Origin of the sequence: Companilactobacillus nantensis DSM 16982, from assembly GCF_001435815.1 — a bacterium.
GTDB lineage: Bacteria > Bacillota > Bacilli > Lactobacillales > Lactobacillaceae > Companilactobacillus > Companilactobacillus nantensis.
Window position 1 is genome coordinate 87129 of sequence record NZ_AZFV01000005.1, and the last position, 19556, is coordinate 106684.

Consider the following 19556-nt stretch of genomic DNA (forward strand, 5'->3'; position numbering starts at 1 on the left):
GGCTTAGGCCTTTTTTATTTTGTGAAGGGTAGAATATGGCAGATACAAAACAACTTTTTGAAATACTTGCTAAGCAAATCAAACTAGAGAGTTTGTTAGAATCACAAGATTCGTTTGCCGAAGGTAAATTAAATAAGTTGGAAGTTCACAAGAATAGTAAACGTTGGACTTTTTTCTTCGAGTTCCAAGATGTTTTACCATTCAATGAATTTTTAACTTTTGTGAAAGCACTAAAGGCTAGTTTTGATGGAATTGCTCAAGTTAATTTTGAGATAACTACCACCAGAGCTGAATTAAGAGAAAAAGATATTAAAGATTATTGGAATTATGTCTTAAATGACTGTGGTGTCAATTCACCAATGGTTATCAGTCGAATTAGTCAAACACCACCATATATGCAAGATGGGCATGTTTTCTTTGATGTAACCAATGATTTCATGGCTGATGTGATTGATGGTAATTTGATGAATGGATTGCAGGCAGAGTACAGCAGTTTAGGTTTCCCTGACTTTAAGATCAGAACTAATATCGATCAAAATAAGTCACAAGAAAAAGAAGCTGCAATGAAGGCCGCCAATGCTGAAAAGACGAAGCAATTCCAAGCTAAGGCTAAAGAAGTCAGTGAAAAGAAAGCAGCTAAGCCGGTTGCTAATGTTTCAAAGGTCGGCCGCAAGATTCCTGATGATCAAGAAATCACGCAAATGGTCGATATTATTGAAGAGGACCGTGGCAAAGTTGTCGAAGGATATGTCTTCGATATTGATGTTAGAAAACTTAAATCAGGTCGATCATTGTTGATTCTCAAAGTAACTGATTACACATCATCATTCAGTATTAAGAAGTTTTCAAATGGTGAAGATGATGAGGCCTTTTTCAATTCACTTGATAAAGGTGCTTGGATTCGGGTTCGTGGTAGTGTCCAGGAGGATAACTTCTCCCGTGAATTGGTTATCATGGCGCAAGATATTAACGTTATTAAGCATGCTTCACGTCAAGATACCGCTGAAGAAGGTAACAAACGAATCGAATTGCATGCCCATACTAATATGAGTCAAATGGATGCTATTCCAAGTGCGACTGCTTTGATCAAACGTGCTAGTGATTGGGGTCAAACAGGAATTGCTATCACCGATCACCGTGCTTTACAGGCTTTCCCAGAAGCTTACAATGCTGGTAAAAAGTTTGGCGTTAAAATTGCCTATGGTGTTGAAGTTGATTTAGTTGATGAAGGTAATCCAATTGCCTATAACTTGCGAGATCAAAAATTGATTGGTTCAGAGTACGTTATCTTTGATACTGAAACAACTGGATTATCAGCTGTTTATGATTCAATCATTGAAATTGGTGCAACGAAGATGAAAGACGGTGAAGTAATCGACCGTTTTGATAAATTTATCAATCCTGGTCATCCACTATCTGACGTCACAACCAATTTGACAAGTATTACTGATGACATGGTGAAAGATGCACCTGACGAAACAGTTATTATCGGTGAATTCATGGACTTTATCGGTGATGACATTTTAGTTGGTCACAACGTTACTTTTGATATGGGCTTCATGAATGCCGCTTTGACACGAATGGGTCGTGAAAGACTATCTATGCCAGTCATTGATACCTTGGAAATGTCGCGGACGTTGCATTCTGAATATCGAAATCACAAGTTGGATTCATTAGCTAAACGTTACAATATTGTTTTGGAACATCACCATAGAGCTGATTCCGATGCCGAAACAACTGGTTACTTAATGTACAAGTTGTTTGAGGAATTGGAAGATAAATTCGATACAACTAATGTCGAGCAATTAAATGATCACATTGGTGGGGAGGAAGCTTATAAACAAGCTCGTCCAACTCACGCAATTTTGTTAGCTAAGACACAAGCTGGTTTAAAGAATATGTTCAAGATCGTGTCATATTCTATGACTCAGTATTACTATCGAACAGCGCGTGTTCCTAGACGTATGTTGAACAAATATCGTGAAGGTATCATTGTTGGTTCTGCCTGTGAAAATGGTGAAGTTTTCACTAGTATGATGCAAAAAGGTTATGACGATACGCGTGAATTAGCCCAATATTATGATTATTTGGAAGTTATGCCACGTTCGTTGTATCAACATTTAATTGATATCAAGATTATTAAAGATGAAGATGCTTTGAAAGAAATTTTGAAGAACATCGTTAAGCTTGGTAAAGAATTGAAGAAACCAGTTGTAGCGACTGGGGATGTTCATTATCTTGATGAACATGACAAAGTTTACCGTGATATCGTCATCAAGGCGGTTAAGAGTAATGCTTTGGGCCGTCGTCCACAATTGCCTGATGTGCAATTTAGAACTACCAATGAAATGTTCGATGAGTTCGATTATATGGATGAAGCCACTGAACAAGAAATCATCGTTGATAATCCAAAGAAAATTATGGATTCGATTGATGAAATTTCACCGGTTAAAGATAAACTTTATACTCCGAAAATGGAGGGTGCCGAAGATGAAATCCATAAGTTAACGATGGATAAGGCACATGAACTCTATGGTGATCCGCTACCTGAAATTGTTCAAAAGCGAATGGACCGTGAGTTGAAGAGTATTATTGGTAATGGATTCTCAGTTATTTACCTGATTGCCCAACGCTTAGTTTATAAATCTAATAAAGATGGGTATTTGGTTGGTTCCCGTGGTTCCGTTGGTTCCAGTTTCGTTGCTACAATGACTGGTATTACCGAAGTTAATCCATTACCACCACATTATCGTTGTCCTAAGTGTAAGTATTCTGAATTCTTCACTAAAGGTGAAGTTGGTTCCGGATATGACTTGCCAGACAAGAATTGTCCTAAATGTGGTACTGAATTAGAAAAAGATGGTCAAGATATTCCGTTCGAAACTTTCCTTGGTTTCAAGGGTGATAAGGTTCCGGATATTGATTTGAACTTCTCTGGTGACTACCAACCAGTAGCACATAACTATACCAAAGTTTTGTTTGGGGAAGATCACGTATTCCGGGCTGGTACCATTGGTACAATTGCTGACCGAACAGCTTTTGGTTACGTAAAGAATTATCAAGAGTTGACTGGTCAAAACTTACGTAATGCTGAAGTGGAGCGTTTAGCTATCGGTTCAACTGGTGTTAAGCGAACGACTGGACAACATCCGGCCGGAATTATCGTTGTGCCTGATTATATGGACATCTTTGATTTCACGCCAATTCAATATCCAGCGGATGATCAATCAGCACTTTGGAAAACAACTCACTTTGATTTCCACTCAATCCATGATAATATCTTAAAACTAGATATTTTGGGACATGATGATCCTACGATGATTCGTATGTTGCAAGATTTGTCTGGAATTGATCCAAAGACTTTGCCAGTTAAAGATCCTGGTGTCATGGAATTGTTTAGAAGTACTGATTCACTAGGCGTTAAGCCAGAACAAATCTTCTCTAAGACTGGAACACTAGGAGTACCAGAGTTTGGGACGCGTTTTGTTCGAGGGATGCTTGAGAAAACTCATCCAACAACTTTTGCCGAATTACTTCAAATTTCTGGTCTATCACATGGTACTGATGTGTGGTTAGGAAATGCGGAAGAGTTAATTGACAAGGGTGTTGTTACACTGAAAGATGTTATTGGCTGTCGTGATAATATTATGATGGATTTGATTCACTATGGTATGGATTCACAGATGGCTTTCCAAATCATGGAGCACGTTCGTAAGGGCCGTGGTATTCCTGATGATTGGAAACAAGCAATGAAAGACGCTGATGTACCTGATTGGTACATTGATTCATGTTTGAAGATCAAGTACATGTTCCCCCGGGCCCATGCGACAGCTTACATCATCATGGCGCTTCGAATTGCTTACTTTAAAGTGCACCACCCACTTTATTATTACAGTGCTTACTTCACAGTTCGTGCTGATGACTTTGATTTAGTTGCGATGACATCTGGTAAAGATGCTGTTAAAGCTTCGATGAAAGCTATCAATGATAAAGGGATGGATGCTTCAACCAAAGAAAAGAATTTGTTAACTGTGTTAGAATTAGCTAATGAGTGCTTGGAACGTGGTTTCAAAATCAAGATGGTCGATATTGAAAAGTCAGATGCCTTTGAGTTCAAAATTATTGATGATAAGACATTATTGGCACCTTTCAATGCTATTCCTGGTTTGGGTGATAACGTTGCTAAGCAAATCATTGCTGCTCGTGAAGAACAACCATTCCTATCTAAACAAGATTTAGGTACACGTGGTAAGGTTTCGAAGACTGTTATCGAATACATGACAGAAAATCATGTTTTAGATGGTATGCCAGACGAAAATCAGTTATCATTATTCTAGGTATGGTTGTTATAAGTTGATTTAAATAGTAATATATGTTAAATTAACTACTAGTTAATTATTGATTAATGAGTGAGCAGAAATGCTCACTCTTTTTATTGCCGATTACTTTGGAGGAATGTCCTTGGATACAAAAGTTGAAGAATTAAAAGCCATTTTACAGCCAATCTTAGAGAAACATGATTTTTTCCTTGTTGATCTAGAATTTGTCCACGAACGTGGAGACTGGTACTTAAGAGTTTATGCTGATAAAAAAGGTGGCATAAACATTGATGACTGCGCGCTTATCAGTGAAGAATACGGAGAAAAGTTGGATGAACTAAATCCGATTGAACCTGCATATTACCTAGAGGTTTCGTCTCCAGGTGCCGAACGCCCATTGAAGAACGACGAAAGTCTTTCTGATTATGTGGATGATTATATTCACGCTTCTCTTTATCAAAAACAAGATGGTCAAAAAGCTTTTGAAGGAACATTGAGTGAAGTAACAGCTGACAAGATAACTTTGATCGTTAAAGTTAAGAATTTAAAAAAACAAGTAGAAATTAGTCGAGACAATATCGCTAAGCTTCGACTTGCAATCGAATTCTAAGGAGAAAATCATGAGTAAAGAAATGGTTGAGGCCCTTGATGCGCTTGAAAGCGAAAAGGGTATTAAAAAAGAATATGTGATTGAATCACTCGAAGCCGCTCTAGTTGCTGCTTATAAGAGAAATTACAACCAAGCCCAAAACGTTGATGTTGAATTTGACGCCAAAAAGGGTAATATACATGTTTATGCAGTTAAAGAAGTCGTTGAAGACGTTGTTGATGATCGTTTGGAAGTTAGTCTGGAAGATGCTCAACAAAAGAGTAAAGGTTATGAAATCGGCGATCACATCAAAGAAGAAGTAACACCGAAGGATTTTGGACGTATTGCTGCCCAAACTGCTAAACAAGTTATCATGCAAAGAGTTCGTGAAGCTGAACGTGATATTATTTATAATGAATATAGCCAATATGAACATGAAATCATTCAAGGTACAGTTGAACGTAGTGATAGTAGATATGTTTACATTACTTATGGCCGTATCGAAACAGTTATGCCTAAGGCTGACCAAATGCCTGGTGAGACATACAACTCACGTGATCGTATCCGTGTCTATGTAAGTAAGGTTGAGAATGCTACTAAAGGTCCTCAAGTCTTTGTTTCAAGAACTGATCCAGGTCTAGTTAAACGTCTCTTTGAACAACAAGTTCCTGAAATTTATGATGGAACAGTTGAAATTGTTTCAATTGCACGTGAAGCTGGTGATCGGACAAAGATTGCTGTTAAGTCAGACAATCCTGATGTTGATCCTGTTGGTACTTGTGTTGGACCAAAGGGTGCCCGTGTTCAAGCAGTTGTTGATGAACTAAATGGCGAAAACATTGATGTTGTACCTTACGTTGATGATCCAGTTGATTTCATTGCTAACGCTTTGAACCCCGCTGAAGTAATTGCTGTTCAATTCGATGACAATGATAAGAAACAATGTATCGTGATCGTTCCTGACTACCACTTGTCACTTGCAATTGGTAAAAAGGGTCAAAATGCTCGTTTAGCTGCTAAATTAACCGGTTATAAGATTGATATCAAACCAGAATCACAAGTTGAATTTGTGGATGATAATGATCAAGATGTTGATTTAGCTGATGTTGAGAGTGGTAAGATCGATATTGAAAAGACACGTGAAAATGCTGCTAACGCTGATGATGCGAAGAATCCAGCCGCTGAATCAAACGATGATGCAACAGATACAGACGATGCCGAAACAACTGACACTGACACAACTGATTCAGAAAATTAAAAAGGGGTGATGGATTTGGCAACTCGTAAGATACCAATGCGTAAAGATATTTTGACAAACAAGATGTATCCAAAAAGAGAAATGGTTAGAATTGTCAAAGATAAAGAAGGCAACATTTCAATTGATCCAACCGGAAAAAAGCCCGGTCGCGGTGCTTATGTGGGTCTGGATCCTGAAGCCATTAAAGATGCAAAAGCTAAGAAATCTCTTGAGAAAGTATTCTCACATGCAATTCCAGAGAACTTCTATGATGAACTATTCGACTTTGTCGATCATCAGAAAGCTAGAATGGACCTCTTCGGAGATCTAGGGAAGAAACATTAATGAAATCTTTCTTAAATTTCTTAGGTATTGCGGTTAGAGCACGAAAAGTTATTAGTGGAACTGAGCTGACCATTAACGGAATTCGTAGTGGTGAGGTTAAATTGGTAATTATGGCCGAGGATTGTAGTCCTCGAACAAAAAAAGATTTGCACAACAAGGCAAGTTATTATAATGTACCAGTGATAGATACAATAAGTAGTAGTGACTTAAAAACGGCTATTGGAAGAGATAGAAAAGTTATGGGAATAACAGATCTTGGATTTGCTAAAAGGTTAAAACAAATTATGGACAATTAAGGAGAGTGATAGGATGGTCAAAAAAAGAATTTATACTATTGCAAAAGAAAATAGTGTTGAGAATCAAGTAGTATTAGATGCCGCTAGCAAGTTGGGCATTGACGTTAAAAACCATATGTCATCAGTAGATGAAGGCGCAGAAAAGAAGATTGTAAGTAACTTAAAGGGTGGCAAGCCAGCCGCAAAACCTGCAGTTAAGCCAGCTCCTGCACGTAATGCACAACCAGCTAAGCCAGCACAATCAAAACCTGCACAACAACCTGCTAAAGCTGGTGAAAAACACGAAGGTAGTAATCACAATTCAGGTGATCATAAAACTAAGATTAAGATTACTGCTGTAAGAAGAGATGCTAATAAGGGTAACGGTCACTTTGACCATCGCAACAACAATCACACATCCAACAGTAATCGTCCAAACAGCAATAATCGTCCTAATAACAATAATAACAACCATCGTAATGGCAACACTACTACTGCTAATGCAAATAGTAACAACAGAAACGATAACCGCAACAATCAATCACGTGATAACCGTAATAACGAAAGTCGTCCAAACGATAATCGTAACAATAACAATCGCAATAATAACAACAATCGTAATGGTCAATCACGTGACAACCGCAATCGTAACAACAATAACAGACGTGATCGTTCTACGACACAATCACAAGCACCACGTCCAAGACAAAGTGCTGGTAACAAGTATCTAGAACAATTTAAGACAAATATTGCTGATGCAAGTAAGATTCCTAGTCATCCAACTAGAAATAACAATAATCGTCCTAATAATCGCAATAACAACAATAGCGATAATGCTCATAAGAACAATCACCGTCCTAATAGCAACAATGGTGAAAACCAAAGTCGCTTTAACAGAAACAATAACAACAACCATAATACAAACAATAACCGTAGCAATAACAACAGTAACAACAATAACCAAACAAGAAGACCTAATAACAACAATAATGTAGCTGCTAAGGCTAAGGAAACTCCTAAGTCAACTGTTGCGCATACTGAAATTCCAAAACCAGAATACAAAAAGGCAAAACCAACTAATAACAACCGTGACTTTGGCCACAAACAAAATCTTGCCAACCCATTTGGTAGTCGTAAGAAGAAGAAGGAACGCAAGCGTCAACAACGTCAACGTACCGAACCTAAGAAGCCAATGCCACAAAGAAAGGAACGTCCATTACCAGAAACACTTGTTTACTCAGTTGGTATGAACGCTCAAGATATTGGTAAGTTGATTCACAGAGAGCCAGCTGAAATTGTTAAGAAGTTATTCATGCTTGGTATTATGATCAACCAAAACAAGTCATTAGATAAAGATACTATTGAATTGTTAGCTGAAGATTATGGTATTAAGGCTGAAGAAAAAGTACAAGAAGATGTCGCTGATATCGACAAGTACTTTGATGCTGAAGCTGAAAATTCAGATAACTTAGTTACACGCCCACCAGTTGTTACAATCATGGGACACGTTGATCATGGTAAGACAACCTTGCTTGATCACTTGAGACATACTCATGTTACTGCTGGTGAAGCCGGTGGTATCACACAACATATTGGTGCCTATCAAGTACGTCTAAAGGACAGATTGATTACATTCTTGGATACTCCAGGACATGCTGCCTTTACAAATATGCGTGCTCGTGGTGCTGATATTACTGATATCGTTATCCTAGTTGTTGCAGCTGATGATGGTGTTATGCCACAGACTATTGAAGCTATCAACCATGCTAAGGCCGCAAATGACCCTATCATCGTTGCTATCAATAAGATCGATAAGCCGGGTGCTAACCCACAACACGTTACTGAAGAACTTATGAAATATGACCTTGTTCCTGAAAGTTATGGTGGAGATACAATCTTCGTTAATATTTCTGCCAAAATGGGAACAAACATTGATGAGTTGCTAGAAATGGTCCTACTTGAATCTGATGTTTTGGAATTGAAAGCAAATCCAGAACAAAAAGCTATCGGTACTGTTATCGAAGCCAAATTGGATAAAGGCCGTGGACCTGTTGCTACTCTATTGGTACAACAAGGTACATTACATGTTGGTGATCCAATTGTTGTTGGTAATACATTCGGTCGTGTTAGAACAATGACTAACTACAACGGTAAAGATATTGAAGCCGCTAAACCTTCTGAACCAGTTGAGGTTACAGGTTTGAATGATGTTCCAGAATCAGCTGACAAGTTTGTTGTCTTCGATGATGAAAAGACAGCTCGTGCAGCCGGTGAAGAACGTGCTAGTCGTGCTCTTCAAAAGGAACGTCAAAATACTAACCCTGTAACACTTGATAACTTATTCGAAACAATGAAAGAAGGAGAACTTAAACAAGTCGACGTTATTATTAAGGCCGATGTTCAAGGTTCTGCTGAAGCCATTGCCGGAAGTTTGAAGAAGATTGAAGTTAAGGGTGTACGTGTCAATATTATCCATTCTGCCGTTGGTGCTATTACTGAAAGTGATGTTAACCTTGCTTCTGCAAGTAACGCTATCATCATCGGATTTAATGTTCGTCCAACAGCTCAAGCTAAAGTACAAGCTAAGGATGAAAGTGTTGATATTCGTCTACACAGAGTTATCTACAAGGCTATCGATGAAATCGAAGCAGCCATGAAGGGTATGCTCGAACCAGTTTACGAAGAAAAGATTACTGGTAACTTGACTGTTCGTGAAACATACAATGTTTCTAAGATCGGTACAATTGCTGGATGTTTCGTAGACAGTGGTAAGATTCAACGTGAAAGTGGTGTCAGACTTGTCAGAGACGGCGTTGTTGTCTATGAAGGTAAGCTTGCTTCACTTAAACGTTTCAAGGACGACGTCAAAGAAGTTGGTTCAGGATTCGAATGTGGTGTCACAATCGAAAACTACAACGATATTAAGATTGGCGACGAAATTGAAGCTTATGTAATGGAAGAAGTTCCTGTTAAATAAGCAATTAATTTAAATAACAATCAAAAGCCAGGATGTTTTTAACATTTTGGCTTTTTTGATGCCAGAGAATTAATACTGAACGGCGTCTTGTTAGTGATTAGAGCTAATAATCAACTTTCAGTTTTCATGGCGTGATGTGATATAATCAAGCAGTGATGAATAAAATTACTGGCATAAATAGAGTTTTTAAATAATGTAGGAGGTACGATATGGTTAAACATCGTATTGGTCGTGTAGAACAAGAGATTCAAAAAGAAGTAAACGACATTCTTTTAAAGCGTGTACGTGATCCGCGTGTTCAAGGTGTAACAGTTACAGGTGTTGAAATGACAGGTGATTTGCAACAAGCAACCATCTATTACAGCATCTTGTCTGAAAAGGCTAGTGACGTTGAAAAGACACAAGATGGCTTGGATAAAGCTAAGGGCTTAATCAGACGTGAATTAGGTCAAAAATTAACATTGTACAAAGTTCCAGAATTGGAATTTAAACAAGATCAATCAGTTCGTTATGGTGAAAAGATTGATAAATTGATTGCTAAGTTACACCAAGACGAAGCAAATCGTTAATTACAGATAAAAACACAGATATACTCAAGGATTTGACCTTGGTATGTCTGTTTTTTTTTTATTATTTGACTGAAGTTTGAAAGTTAAATATGCTGTGGATATGGTAATAGTCCGCCTCCAGAAGCAAGAAATTTAGGTCGCTGTGGGGACCGCCGAAAGCCAAGGTCTTTCGGCTCGATTTTGAACCTCGCACAAAACTCGTCCCGTGGTGTAAGCGCTAAAGCACCAACGCCACCTTCACAGTGACCTAAATTCTTGCTTCCTCCGGCTAGTTCATCCTTTGTTTTTGATTAAATGTAAATAAATTGGAGTGTTACTGTTTGGCCTGATTATTTTTCACCAATAATGACTAGAATATCAAGACTTAAAGTATGTTTTGATTCTTTCAATTTTTAGTTATTTGTTTAGTTATTTGATTTAAATTAATTGTTATAAAAAATAAACGAATCGAATTTTGTATTAAGCATATAAAACGTTTGATGATAACAAAATAACATAATACATTAGTCTTCGAGTGCGATAATTTAGGCAGCAGTGCAGGTGGTGTAAAGGCTTCAGCCTTTACACCACAGGACGAGTTTTGAAATTCGCGTACTTTGCGAAGTTCAAAATCGAGCTCGGAGACCTTGGCTCCGGGCGGTCCCCACAGCAGCCTAAATTATCGCACTCGATGACGGCATCTTTACTACTACCTTTTTTCAACGATAACTAGTAAAATTATTGATGATATTACACAGATACGGAGATTATTATGGACGGAGTAATTCCATTAAATAAAGAAATCGGACAAACTAGTTCCGATTATGTTTATAAACTAAGAAAAATATTGCATACAAGAAAAATTGGCCATACAGGGACCTTAGACCCACTAGTGAACGGCGTTTTACCAATTTGCGTGGGACAAGCTACGAAACTTGTAAATACGCTTACAGGCTCTCCTAAGGAGTATGAGGGTGAAATCACCTTAGGCAAGTCAACAACAACTGAGGATCGAGAGGGTGAAACAGTTGATGAACAAAAGTTAACTAAGCCTTTTACCTTGGACGAATTGAATCCTATTTTTGAGAAAATGACAGGTGACTTAACGCAAATCCCACCAATGTTTTCAGCGGTCAGAGTTAATGGGAAAAAACTTTACGAGTATGCTCGAGCAGGACTAGAAGTGGAACGCCCTGAGCGTCACATTCATATTTTTGATTTTCATATTATGGGTGAACCAGTTTTCGATGAAGCAACTGGTTACCAAACAGTAAAGTTCCACGTTAAATGTTCTAAAGGAACGTATGTTAGAACTTTGGCAGTTGAATACGGTCATATGTTAGGATTGCCAGCTTATATGTCTCAATTGACACGTGTTAAGAGTGCCGGTTTTCCGATTGCTGAAACATTTACATTAGGTCAAATTGAAACAATGATGGAAAATAACGATCACAGTTTTATTAGATCCATTGATGATGTTTTAACAGATGTGCCTAGTCATGAATTGACTGATGAAGAGTGGGAAGTTCGCGTCTTACATGGTGGTTTTCTAGAATTAGCTGACGAAGATAAGACCAAACAATTACGTGTTCAACGTGGTGGCGTTACGAAAGCCCTTTACAAGTATGATAAGGTAAGAGATATGTGGATTCCTGATTTAATGTTATTGAATAATAAATAAAAGAGTAAAAAAATGCAGATTATAAACGTTAAACATCCGTTATTGGAACAACAACGCCCAGCAAGTGACACCGTCTTGATAATGGGTTTCTTTGATGGTGTGCACTTGGGACATCAGAAGGTTATTAAAACTGGTGTTGAGTTAGCTCGAGAACACAATCTTAAAGCTGTTTTGATGACGTTTGACTGTTCGCCAAGAACAGTTTATCAACATGAGAAAAATTTTAAATACTTGTCGACAATGGATCGAAAGGCTCAATTAGTTAAAAAGTTGGGCGTAGATTATCTTTATTTTGTTCACTTTAGTGATGATTTTGCCCACTTACAACCGCAAGATTTTGTGGATCAATATATGATTGGCTTAAAAGCTAAGTATGTCGTGGCTGGTTTTGACTATACTTACGGTAAAAAAGACATTGCTAATATGGAACGATTACCTGAGTATGCTCATGGAGCATTTGAAACGGTAACAGTTCCTGAACAAATTATTAATGGTCAAAAAATCGGTTCTAGTGCAATCAAAGAGTTTATTGCTCAAGGACATATTCAAACAGCCAACATGTTTCTCGGTTATAATTACCAAAACCAAGGTGAAATTATTCATGGTTTACAACGAGGGCGAACTCTTGGTTATCCGACAGCTAACTTAGCAGTCGATGGTTCACAGTTGGTTCCGGGTATTGGAGTATACGCAACGAGAATGAAAATTGCTGGTAAATGGTACGGTGGGATGACATCCGTTGGTTATAATGTGACTTTTAAAGAAAATACAGGTGTAACGATTGAAACCAATATCTTCGATTTTGATGAAAAAATTTATGGTCAACACGTTGAATTGGAATGGGTTCAGTATTTGCGTGGCGAAGTTAAATTCAATGACGCTGAAGGTCTTGTTAAACAATTGGAACTTGATAAAACTAATGCTTTAAAAGCTCTACAAAAAGTTATCTAACAAAATAGCTATTACAGGGATAAATTTTCCTGTAATAGCTATTTTGCTAATTGTGATTGATGATAACAGCCTTTAAGCCTTGGTATTCTATTCATCACTAATGTAAAAGTAACCGTACTAAACAGTAATACTTCAATTTATTTACTCTTAATCCAAAACAAAGAATAGATTAGCCGGAAGAAGCAAGAGTTTAGGTCGCTGTGAAGGTGGCGTTAGGGATTTATCCCTTACACCACGGGACGACTTTTGAAATTCGCGTACTTTGCGAAGTTCAAAATCGAGATTGAAGACCGTTCTTTGGCTTCAATCGGTCCCCACAGCGACCTAAACTCTTGCTTCTGGAGGCGGCCCATTACTATCTCCACAGACGTTCAACCTGCAGTTATCTTAATTAAATGTGCCATTTTTTAACCATAATCGAATAATTTGAAAATAATAGCTGAAAAGTCTGAAAAAATGAGCGTGCATACTTGACACTATTAGGATAGATTGTTATATTTTACATTGTTAGCACTCAGGTATGAATAGTGCTAAAAAGGAGGACGGTATAATGCTATCACAACGCCAAGATGCAATCTTGAGAGAAGTCGTGCGCATATTTACAGATACCGGCCAGCCGGTTGGTTCGAAGACATTGATGAATGAATTACCTTTCCATGTAAGTTCTGCGACAATCAGAAATGAAATGGCAATGCTAGAGGAAGTCGGTTATCTCGAGAAAACCCATCTTTCATCTGGTAGAATTCCTTCAGCGATGGGATATCGTTATTATCTTGATCATTTAGTACAGCCTACAAGCGTACCGCAAGATATAGCGCAGAGAATTGACGATGATTTTGGTAAAACTTATCATCAAATCGATGATATCATTGAACAATCTGCCAAAATCTTATCTCATCTGACCAGTTACACAGCTATCACATTGGGTCCAGAGAGTAGTTCGATCCTTCTAACAGGATTTAGAATCGTTCCCTTGAATCCACATCAACTTATGGCAATCATTGTTACAAGTGATAATAATGTTGAGAATAATATTTATACAATAGATGACGATTTTGATACTTCATTGATTGAAAAAATTGTTAACATCGTGAATGATAAATTAGTTGGACAACCGTTACCAAAGGTTATTCAAATGTTACACACCGATGTGCCAGCAATTCTATCCGAGTACATGTACTCCAGTGATGGTTTGTTGGATATGATGGATCAGCTTTTCAAAAAGGCTGGTGCCGAAAAGTATTACGTTGATGGGCAATTGAATTTATTGAATTATGCTAACAACGATGACTTATCACAAGTTCAGTCGTTATTCTCAATCATCAATCAGAGTACTGATTTGAGAAAATTGATTGATCCAAGTATTTCTGATGACGGCATTCGTGTTCGTCTCGGAAGTGAGCTTGGAAGTGATGCGTTGAAGAATTACAGTATTATTACTGCTAATTATGATGTTGGACATCACGGTAAGGGTGTAATTGCCTTACTTGGTCCAACGACAATGCATTATTCACAATTGATCGGTTTGCTTGGAGAATTTAGAGTTGAGTTGGCCAAAAGGCTAATTGATTATTATTCAAGGTATGATGATTCTTGAAATTTTTAGGAGGAAGTAATGGCAGATAAAGAAAAAGACCAAGATTTGAAGACTTCTAAAAAAGAAGCAGCTCCAAAGACTGATAAAAGTTCTGTAAAAGAACAGGCTAAGAAAGTCGATCCCAAAGATAAAGAGATTGCCGATCTTAAGCAAAAGAATTCTGACTTAGAGGATAATCTTCTAAGAAGCCAAGCAGAAATGCAAAATATGACTAAACGTCACAGCAAGGAAGTCGCTGACATCCTTAAATATGACGGTCAAAAATTGGCAACAGAAATTCTACCTGTTTTAGACAATCTCGAACGTGCTTTGAGTGTTGAAGCTGACGATGATGCCAGCAAACAACTTAAAAAGGGTATTGAAATGGTTCAAGAACATTTGGTCAAAGCCGTTGAAGCTAACCATGTGACTGCAATTGATAATGTTGGTGAAAAGTTTGATCCAACTTCTAGTCAAGCAGTACAAACTGTTCCAGCCGATGATAAGCATGCAAAAGATACTGTTGTACAAGTTCTTCAAAAAGGTTATAAACTTGAAGATCGTGTACTTCGTCCAGCAATGGTTGTCGTTGCACAATAAAATTAATAATAAATATAAAATATAAAAGAGGTTTAGGTTTATGTCTAAAGTTATTGGTATTGATTTAGGTACTACAAACTCTGCTGTAGCCGTTCTTGAAGGTGGCTCTCCAAAGATTATTACAAACCCAGAAGGCGCAAGAACAACTCCTTCAGTTGTTGCTTTCAAAGATGGTGAAATTCAAGTTGGTGAAGTTGCAAAGAGACAAGCAATCACTAACCCAGATACAGTTTCATCAATCAAGCGTCACATGGGCGAAGCAGGTTACAAGGTTACTGTAGCCGGCAAGTCATACACACCACAAGAAATTTCAGCTTTCATTTTGCAACACATCAAGAAGTTCTCTGAAGACTACTTAGGTGAAAAGGTTACAGATGCTGTTATTACAGTTCCTGCCTACTTCAATGATTCACAAAGACAAGCTACTAAAGATGCTGGTAAAATTGCTGGTTTGAACGTTCAACGTATCGTTAACGAACCAACAGCTTCAGCACTTGCTTATGGTCTAGATAATGACAAGGGTGACGAAAAAGTTCTTGTTTATGACCTTGGTGGTGGTACATTTGATGTTTCTGTACTTCAATTAGGCGATGGTGTCTTCGAAGTACTTTCAACAAATGGTGATACACATCTTGGTGGTGATGACTTTGACCAAAAGGTTATCGACTGGTTAGTTGAACAATTCAAGGCTAAGAATGGCGTTGATTTGGGTCAAGACAAGATGGCTTTACAACGTTTGAAGGATGCTGCTGAAAAAGCTAAGAAGGACTTATCAGGTGTTGCTCAAACATCAATCAGTCTTCCATTTATTTCATCAGGTGCTAATGGCCCACTTCACTTGGAAGAAACATTGACACGTGCTAAATTCGACGAATTGACATCTGATCTTGTTGAAAGAACAAAGATTCCAGTTGACAATGCTTTGAAGGATGCTAACTTAACAAACGCTGATATCGATAAAGTTATCTTAAATGGTGGTTCAACACGTATTCCTGCTGTTCAAGATGCTGTTGCTAAATGGACTGGTAAAGCACCAGATCACTCAATCAACCCTGACGAAGCTGTTGCTTTAGGTGCTGCTATCCAAGGTGGTGTTATCTCTGGTGATGTTAAGGACGTTGTTTTACTTGATGTTACTCCATTGTCACTTGGTATCGAAACAATGGGTGGTGTCTTCACTAAGTTGATCGATAGAAATACAACTATCCCAACAAGCAAGTCACAAGTCTTCTCAACTGCTGCTGATAACCAAAGTGCTGTTGATATTCACGTTCTACAAGGTGAACGTCCAATGGCTGCCGACAACAAGACTTTAGGTCGTTTCCAATTAACAGATATTCCTGCTGCACCTCGTGGCGTACCACAAATCCAAGTTACATTTGATATCGATAAGAACGGTATTGTTAATGTATCTGCTAAAGATATGGGTACTAACAAGGAACAAAAGATTACTATCAAGAGTTCATCAGGCTTGAGCGATGAAGAAATCGACAAGATGATGAAAGAAGCTAAGGAACACGAAGAAGAAGATAACAAACGTAAGGAAGAGGTTGATGTTAAGAACGACGTTGAACAAACATTGTTTGCAACAGACAAGACTCTAAAAGACGTTAAGGGTAAAGTTTCTGATGATGAAATCAAGAAAGCCCAAGATGCTCGTGATGCTTTGAAGAAGGCTCAAGACTCTGGTGACCTTGAAGACATGAAGAAGAAACGTGACGATTTGAATAAGATTGTTCAAGACCTTTCTGTAAAACTTTATCAACAAGCTCAAGAAGCACAACAAGCTAAGGGTGCTGATGGAGCAACTGGTTCAACTGACGATAAGAAGAAATCTGACGACAACACTGTTGACGGAGACTTCTCAGAAGTAGATCCTGATAAAGACAAGAAATAATATTTGTGATAAAGGGCAGTGGTTTAATTACTAAAACCAGTTATGGTATAGTAAAAATAATAACTGCTCTTTTGAGCGTTAAAAAGGAATAAGACTGTGTGTCTTATTACATAAAGGTGATTTAATGGCAGATAAAAATCCATATGACGTACTTGGCGTTGATAAGAACGCTTCTGATGACGATATAAGAAAGGCATTCCGTAAACTTTCCAAGCAGTATCACCCCGACTTGAATAAAGCCCCTGATGCTGAAGCTAAGTTTAAGGAAGTTAATGCAGCTTACGAAATATTAAAAGATCCGCAAAAACGTGCTCAATATGATCAATATGGTTCTGCCGGCATGAATGGTGGTCAAGGTGGATTTGGCGGCTTCGGTGGCGGAGCTGGCTCTGATCAATTTGGTGGATTTGAAGATATCTTCAGCCAATTCTTCGGTGGCGGCGGTGCTGCTCGTCAAAATCCTAATGCCCCAAGACAAGGTTCCGACTTGCAATATCGCATGGATTTAACTTTTGAAGAGGGAGTTTTCGGTAAGAAGACTAACATTTCATACAATCGTGAAGAAGAATGTTCAACTTGTGATGGTTCAGGTGCTAAACCTGGTACACATCCAGAGACATGTTCGAAGTGTCATGGTTCAGGTTATGTTGAAGTTGACCGTCAAACTCCACTTGGCCGTATGCGTACACGAGTTGTCTGTGATGTCTGCAATGGTACTGGTAAGGAAATCAAAGAAAAGTGCAATATTTGCCATGGTTCAGGTAAGGTAAATGAAAAGCACGAACTTAAGGTTACTGTGCCAGCTGGTGTTGAAGATGGACAACAAATGCGTCTTGATGGTCAAGGTGAAGCCGGAACTAACGGTGGACCTTATGGTGACTTGTACATCGTCTTTCACGTTGCTCCAAGTAAGGAGTTCAGACGTGACGGATCAACAATTTATGCATCAGTCAATATCAGTTTCCCACAAGCTACATTAGGGGATGAAATCAAGGTTAATACAGTCCACGGGCCAGTTAACTTGAACATTCCTAGTGGTACGCAAACAGGGACAACATTTAGACTACGTGGCAAAGGTGCTCCTGTTTTAAATAGCAAGAGTATCGGTGACGAAAAAGTTACAGTTAATATCGTGACACCACGTAAGTTGTCAGCTGAACAACGTAGTGCTTTGAAGAAGTTTGCTGAAGCTGGTGGCGATAAGGTTAAGGAAAAGGATAGTAATTTCTTTAACAAGATCAAAGATGCTTTTAATGGTTAAATAAATCTATATACTTATAAAAAAAGAAGTTTTGGTTTTAAGGAAACCAGAGCTTCTTTTTTGTTATACTTTAAACAGTTTGTACTTTTAGGGGATTTATTATGGAACATAGACATGCTTTGACACGGGAAAGAGACTCAGTTATGATGTACTTTTTTGAAACATTAATTGGTTTCATTTTTTCTCTATTCATTTTGATTTTTATGCATGATTCAACATTTTATTTGATATTTGGGATTATATTACTAATTTTATCCTTTTTTAGTCTTAACATTACAATCGGTTGTTTGACCAAAAGACCGATTGTTTTGATCGATAATCAAAGGATTTCATTTAGAGCTAATTTTTTTACAATCAAAGAAAGTTTACCTTTGAATGATATTAAATATTGCGAATGTGAATATTTTATTCAGGATAATATAGAATTTCCAAATTTGGTTTTATATTTAAGAGACGATACTAAGAGACACATAAAATGCAATGGTGCAGATGATCGTAAGGTTGAGAACTTTGCGGCATTGATAAATAATTTATTACGTGGTAATAATGACGCTAATGAGTTGTTTTTACGAGAACAAAATGCCACCCATTCAAACATTACACAAGTATTGAAAAAGGATAATCATGAGAGTAATAAAGTGATTGTTTCTGCAGACATAAAGAGGGATGAAACATACTCATTGGGTTCCTCAGGTACAGCGTTTTTCGGATGGATTGTTTTACAAGGGGTTTCATTTGTAATTGCTATGGTACATTTCATTATCTATACAGAAGTACTTTTTAAGAGCAATTTTATGAAAATGTTTTATGCAACGACAATTTCAATTTTTGTTTTGTTATTGCTTAATGAATTTAATTATAAAATTCTGTACGCATTAGGTTGGCATTCGACTTCGAAGGGCGCCGAAATAGATGGTTATGATCAGGGCAATATTCATTTACCAATTTTTATTTCTAATTCTTCAGAGTACATAAATCGAAGATATATTATTTCTCTCCGAGCTAAAAATCTTCAAATAGTATATGTGATGTCGAAAATAATTATTGGCTCGCTAATAGCAGGCGGGATAGCACAGTTGGCAGTTATTTTGAACAAAAATAGTGTTGGAGAGACCGTTATGATTCTAACAATTACTGCTGGAGTAATGATTTGGGTACTCTTTTTAAGCGGATATGGTGATCTATTTGCATATATTTTCAAATTACATATTATTCAAGTAGAAAATCTTAGACCGCATTTTGATGATAAAGAAGAATAGTTTGTTACGTGGTGGTATAGGTTAAAATAGTGTAAAATAGA

The 19556-nt window shown here is 37.6% G+C and carries 14 protein-coding genes; all 14 read left to right on the forward strand.

Features of this window, described 5'->3' with window-relative positions; all coding sequences use genetic code 11:
• The first annotated feature begins 35 nt into the window (after nt 1-35).
• The 14 genes from FD31_RS03410 (at nt 36) to FD31_RS03475 (ending at nt 19515) form a co-directional block, all read left to right on the forward strand.
• Nucleotides 36-4337: a PolC-type DNA polymerase III gene (locus FD31_RS03410; protein ID WP_057891361.1), complete on the forward strand. Its 4302-nt coding sequence runs from the start codon at nt 36-38 to the stop codon at nt 4335-4337.
• Between the two features lie 118 nt (nt 4338-4455).
• Nucleotides 4456-4929: a ribosome maturation factor RimP gene (gene rimP / locus FD31_RS03415; RefSeq protein WP_057891385.1), complete on the forward strand. Its 474-nt coding sequence runs from the start codon at nt 4456-4458 to the stop codon at nt 4927-4929.
• 10 nt (nt 4930-4939) lie between these two features.
• The gene (gene nusA / locus FD31_RS03420; protein ID WP_057891362.1) at nt 4940-6166 is read left to right on the forward strand and encodes a transcription termination factor NusA; all 1227 of its coding nucleotides are present in this window, start codon (nt 4940-4942) and stop codon (nt 6164-6166) included.
• Between the two features lie 15 nt (nt 6167-6181).
• Nucleotides 6182-6490 carry an RNase P modulator RnpM gene (rnpM, locus tag FD31_RS03425; RefSeq protein ID WP_186811230.1) on the forward strand — a complete coding sequence of 103 codons (309 nt, stop codon included), beginning with the start codon at nt 6182-6184 and terminating at the stop codon, nt 6488-6490.
• Complete coding sequence (locus FD31_RS03430) at nt 6490-6786, forward strand: L7Ae/L30e/S12e/Gadd45 family ribosomal protein (protein ID WP_057891363.1); 297 nt, start codon at nt 6490-6492, stop codon at nt 6784-6786. Before rnpM ends, FD31_RS03430 begins: the two co-directional genes overlap by 1 nt.
• Before the next feature lie 13 nt (nt 6787-6799).
• Nucleotides 6800-9742, forward strand: a complete 2943-nt coding sequence (infB, locus tag FD31_RS03435) for a translation initiation factor IF-2 (protein ID WP_057891364.1) — start codon at nt 6800-6802, stop codon at nt 9740-9742.
• Nucleotides 9743-9951: 209 nt separating this feature from the next.
• Nucleotides 9952-10311, forward strand: a complete 360-nt coding sequence (rbfA, locus tag FD31_RS03440) for a 30S ribosome-binding factor RbfA (RefSeq protein WP_057891365.1) — start codon at nt 9952-9954, stop codon at nt 10309-10311.
• A 751-nt stretch (nt 10312-11062) separates the two neighbouring features.
• On the forward strand, nt 11063-11971 hold the full coding sequence (gene truB, locus FD31_RS03445; protein ID WP_057891366.1) for a tRNA pseudouridine(55) synthase TruB: 909 nt from the start codon (nt 11063-11065) through the stop codon (nt 11969-11971).
• Between the two features lie 12 nt (nt 11972-11983).
• Nucleotides 11984-12922 carry a bifunctional riboflavin kinase/FAD synthetase gene (locus tag FD31_RS03450; RefSeq protein WP_057891367.1) on the forward strand — a complete coding sequence of 313 codons (939 nt, stop codon included), beginning with the start codon at nt 11984-11986 and terminating at the stop codon, nt 12920-12922.
• Between the two features lie 550 nt (nt 12923-13472).
• A complete protein-coding gene (hrcA, locus tag FD31_RS03455; protein WP_057891368.1) occupies nt 13473-14519 on the forward strand; it encodes a heat-inducible transcriptional repressor HrcA in 1047 nt (348 codons plus the stop codon).
• Between the two features lie 18 nt (nt 14520-14537).
• Complete coding sequence (gene grpE, locus FD31_RS03460) at nt 14538-15098, forward strand: nucleotide exchange factor GrpE (RefSeq protein ID WP_057891369.1); 561 nt, start codon at nt 14538-14540, stop codon at nt 15096-15098.
• A 40-nt stretch (nt 15099-15138) separates the two neighbouring features.
• Nucleotides 15139-16995 carry a molecular chaperone DnaK gene (dnaK, locus tag FD31_RS03465; RefSeq protein ID WP_057891370.1) on the forward strand — a complete coding sequence of 619 codons (1857 nt, stop codon included), beginning with the start codon at nt 15139-15141 and terminating at the stop codon, nt 16993-16995.
• 124 nt (nt 16996-17119) lie between these two features.
• On the forward strand, nt 17120-18256 hold the full coding sequence (gene dnaJ / locus FD31_RS03470; protein ID WP_057891371.1) for a molecular chaperone DnaJ: 1137 nt from the start codon (nt 17120-17122) through the stop codon (nt 18254-18256).
• Nucleotides 18257-18357: 101 nt separating this feature from the next.
• Nucleotides 18358-19515, forward strand: a complete 1158-nt coding sequence (locus tag FD31_RS03475) for a hypothetical protein (protein ID WP_057891372.1) — start codon at nt 18358-18360, stop codon at nt 19513-19515.
• Nucleotides 19516-19556 lie beyond the last annotated feature (41 nt).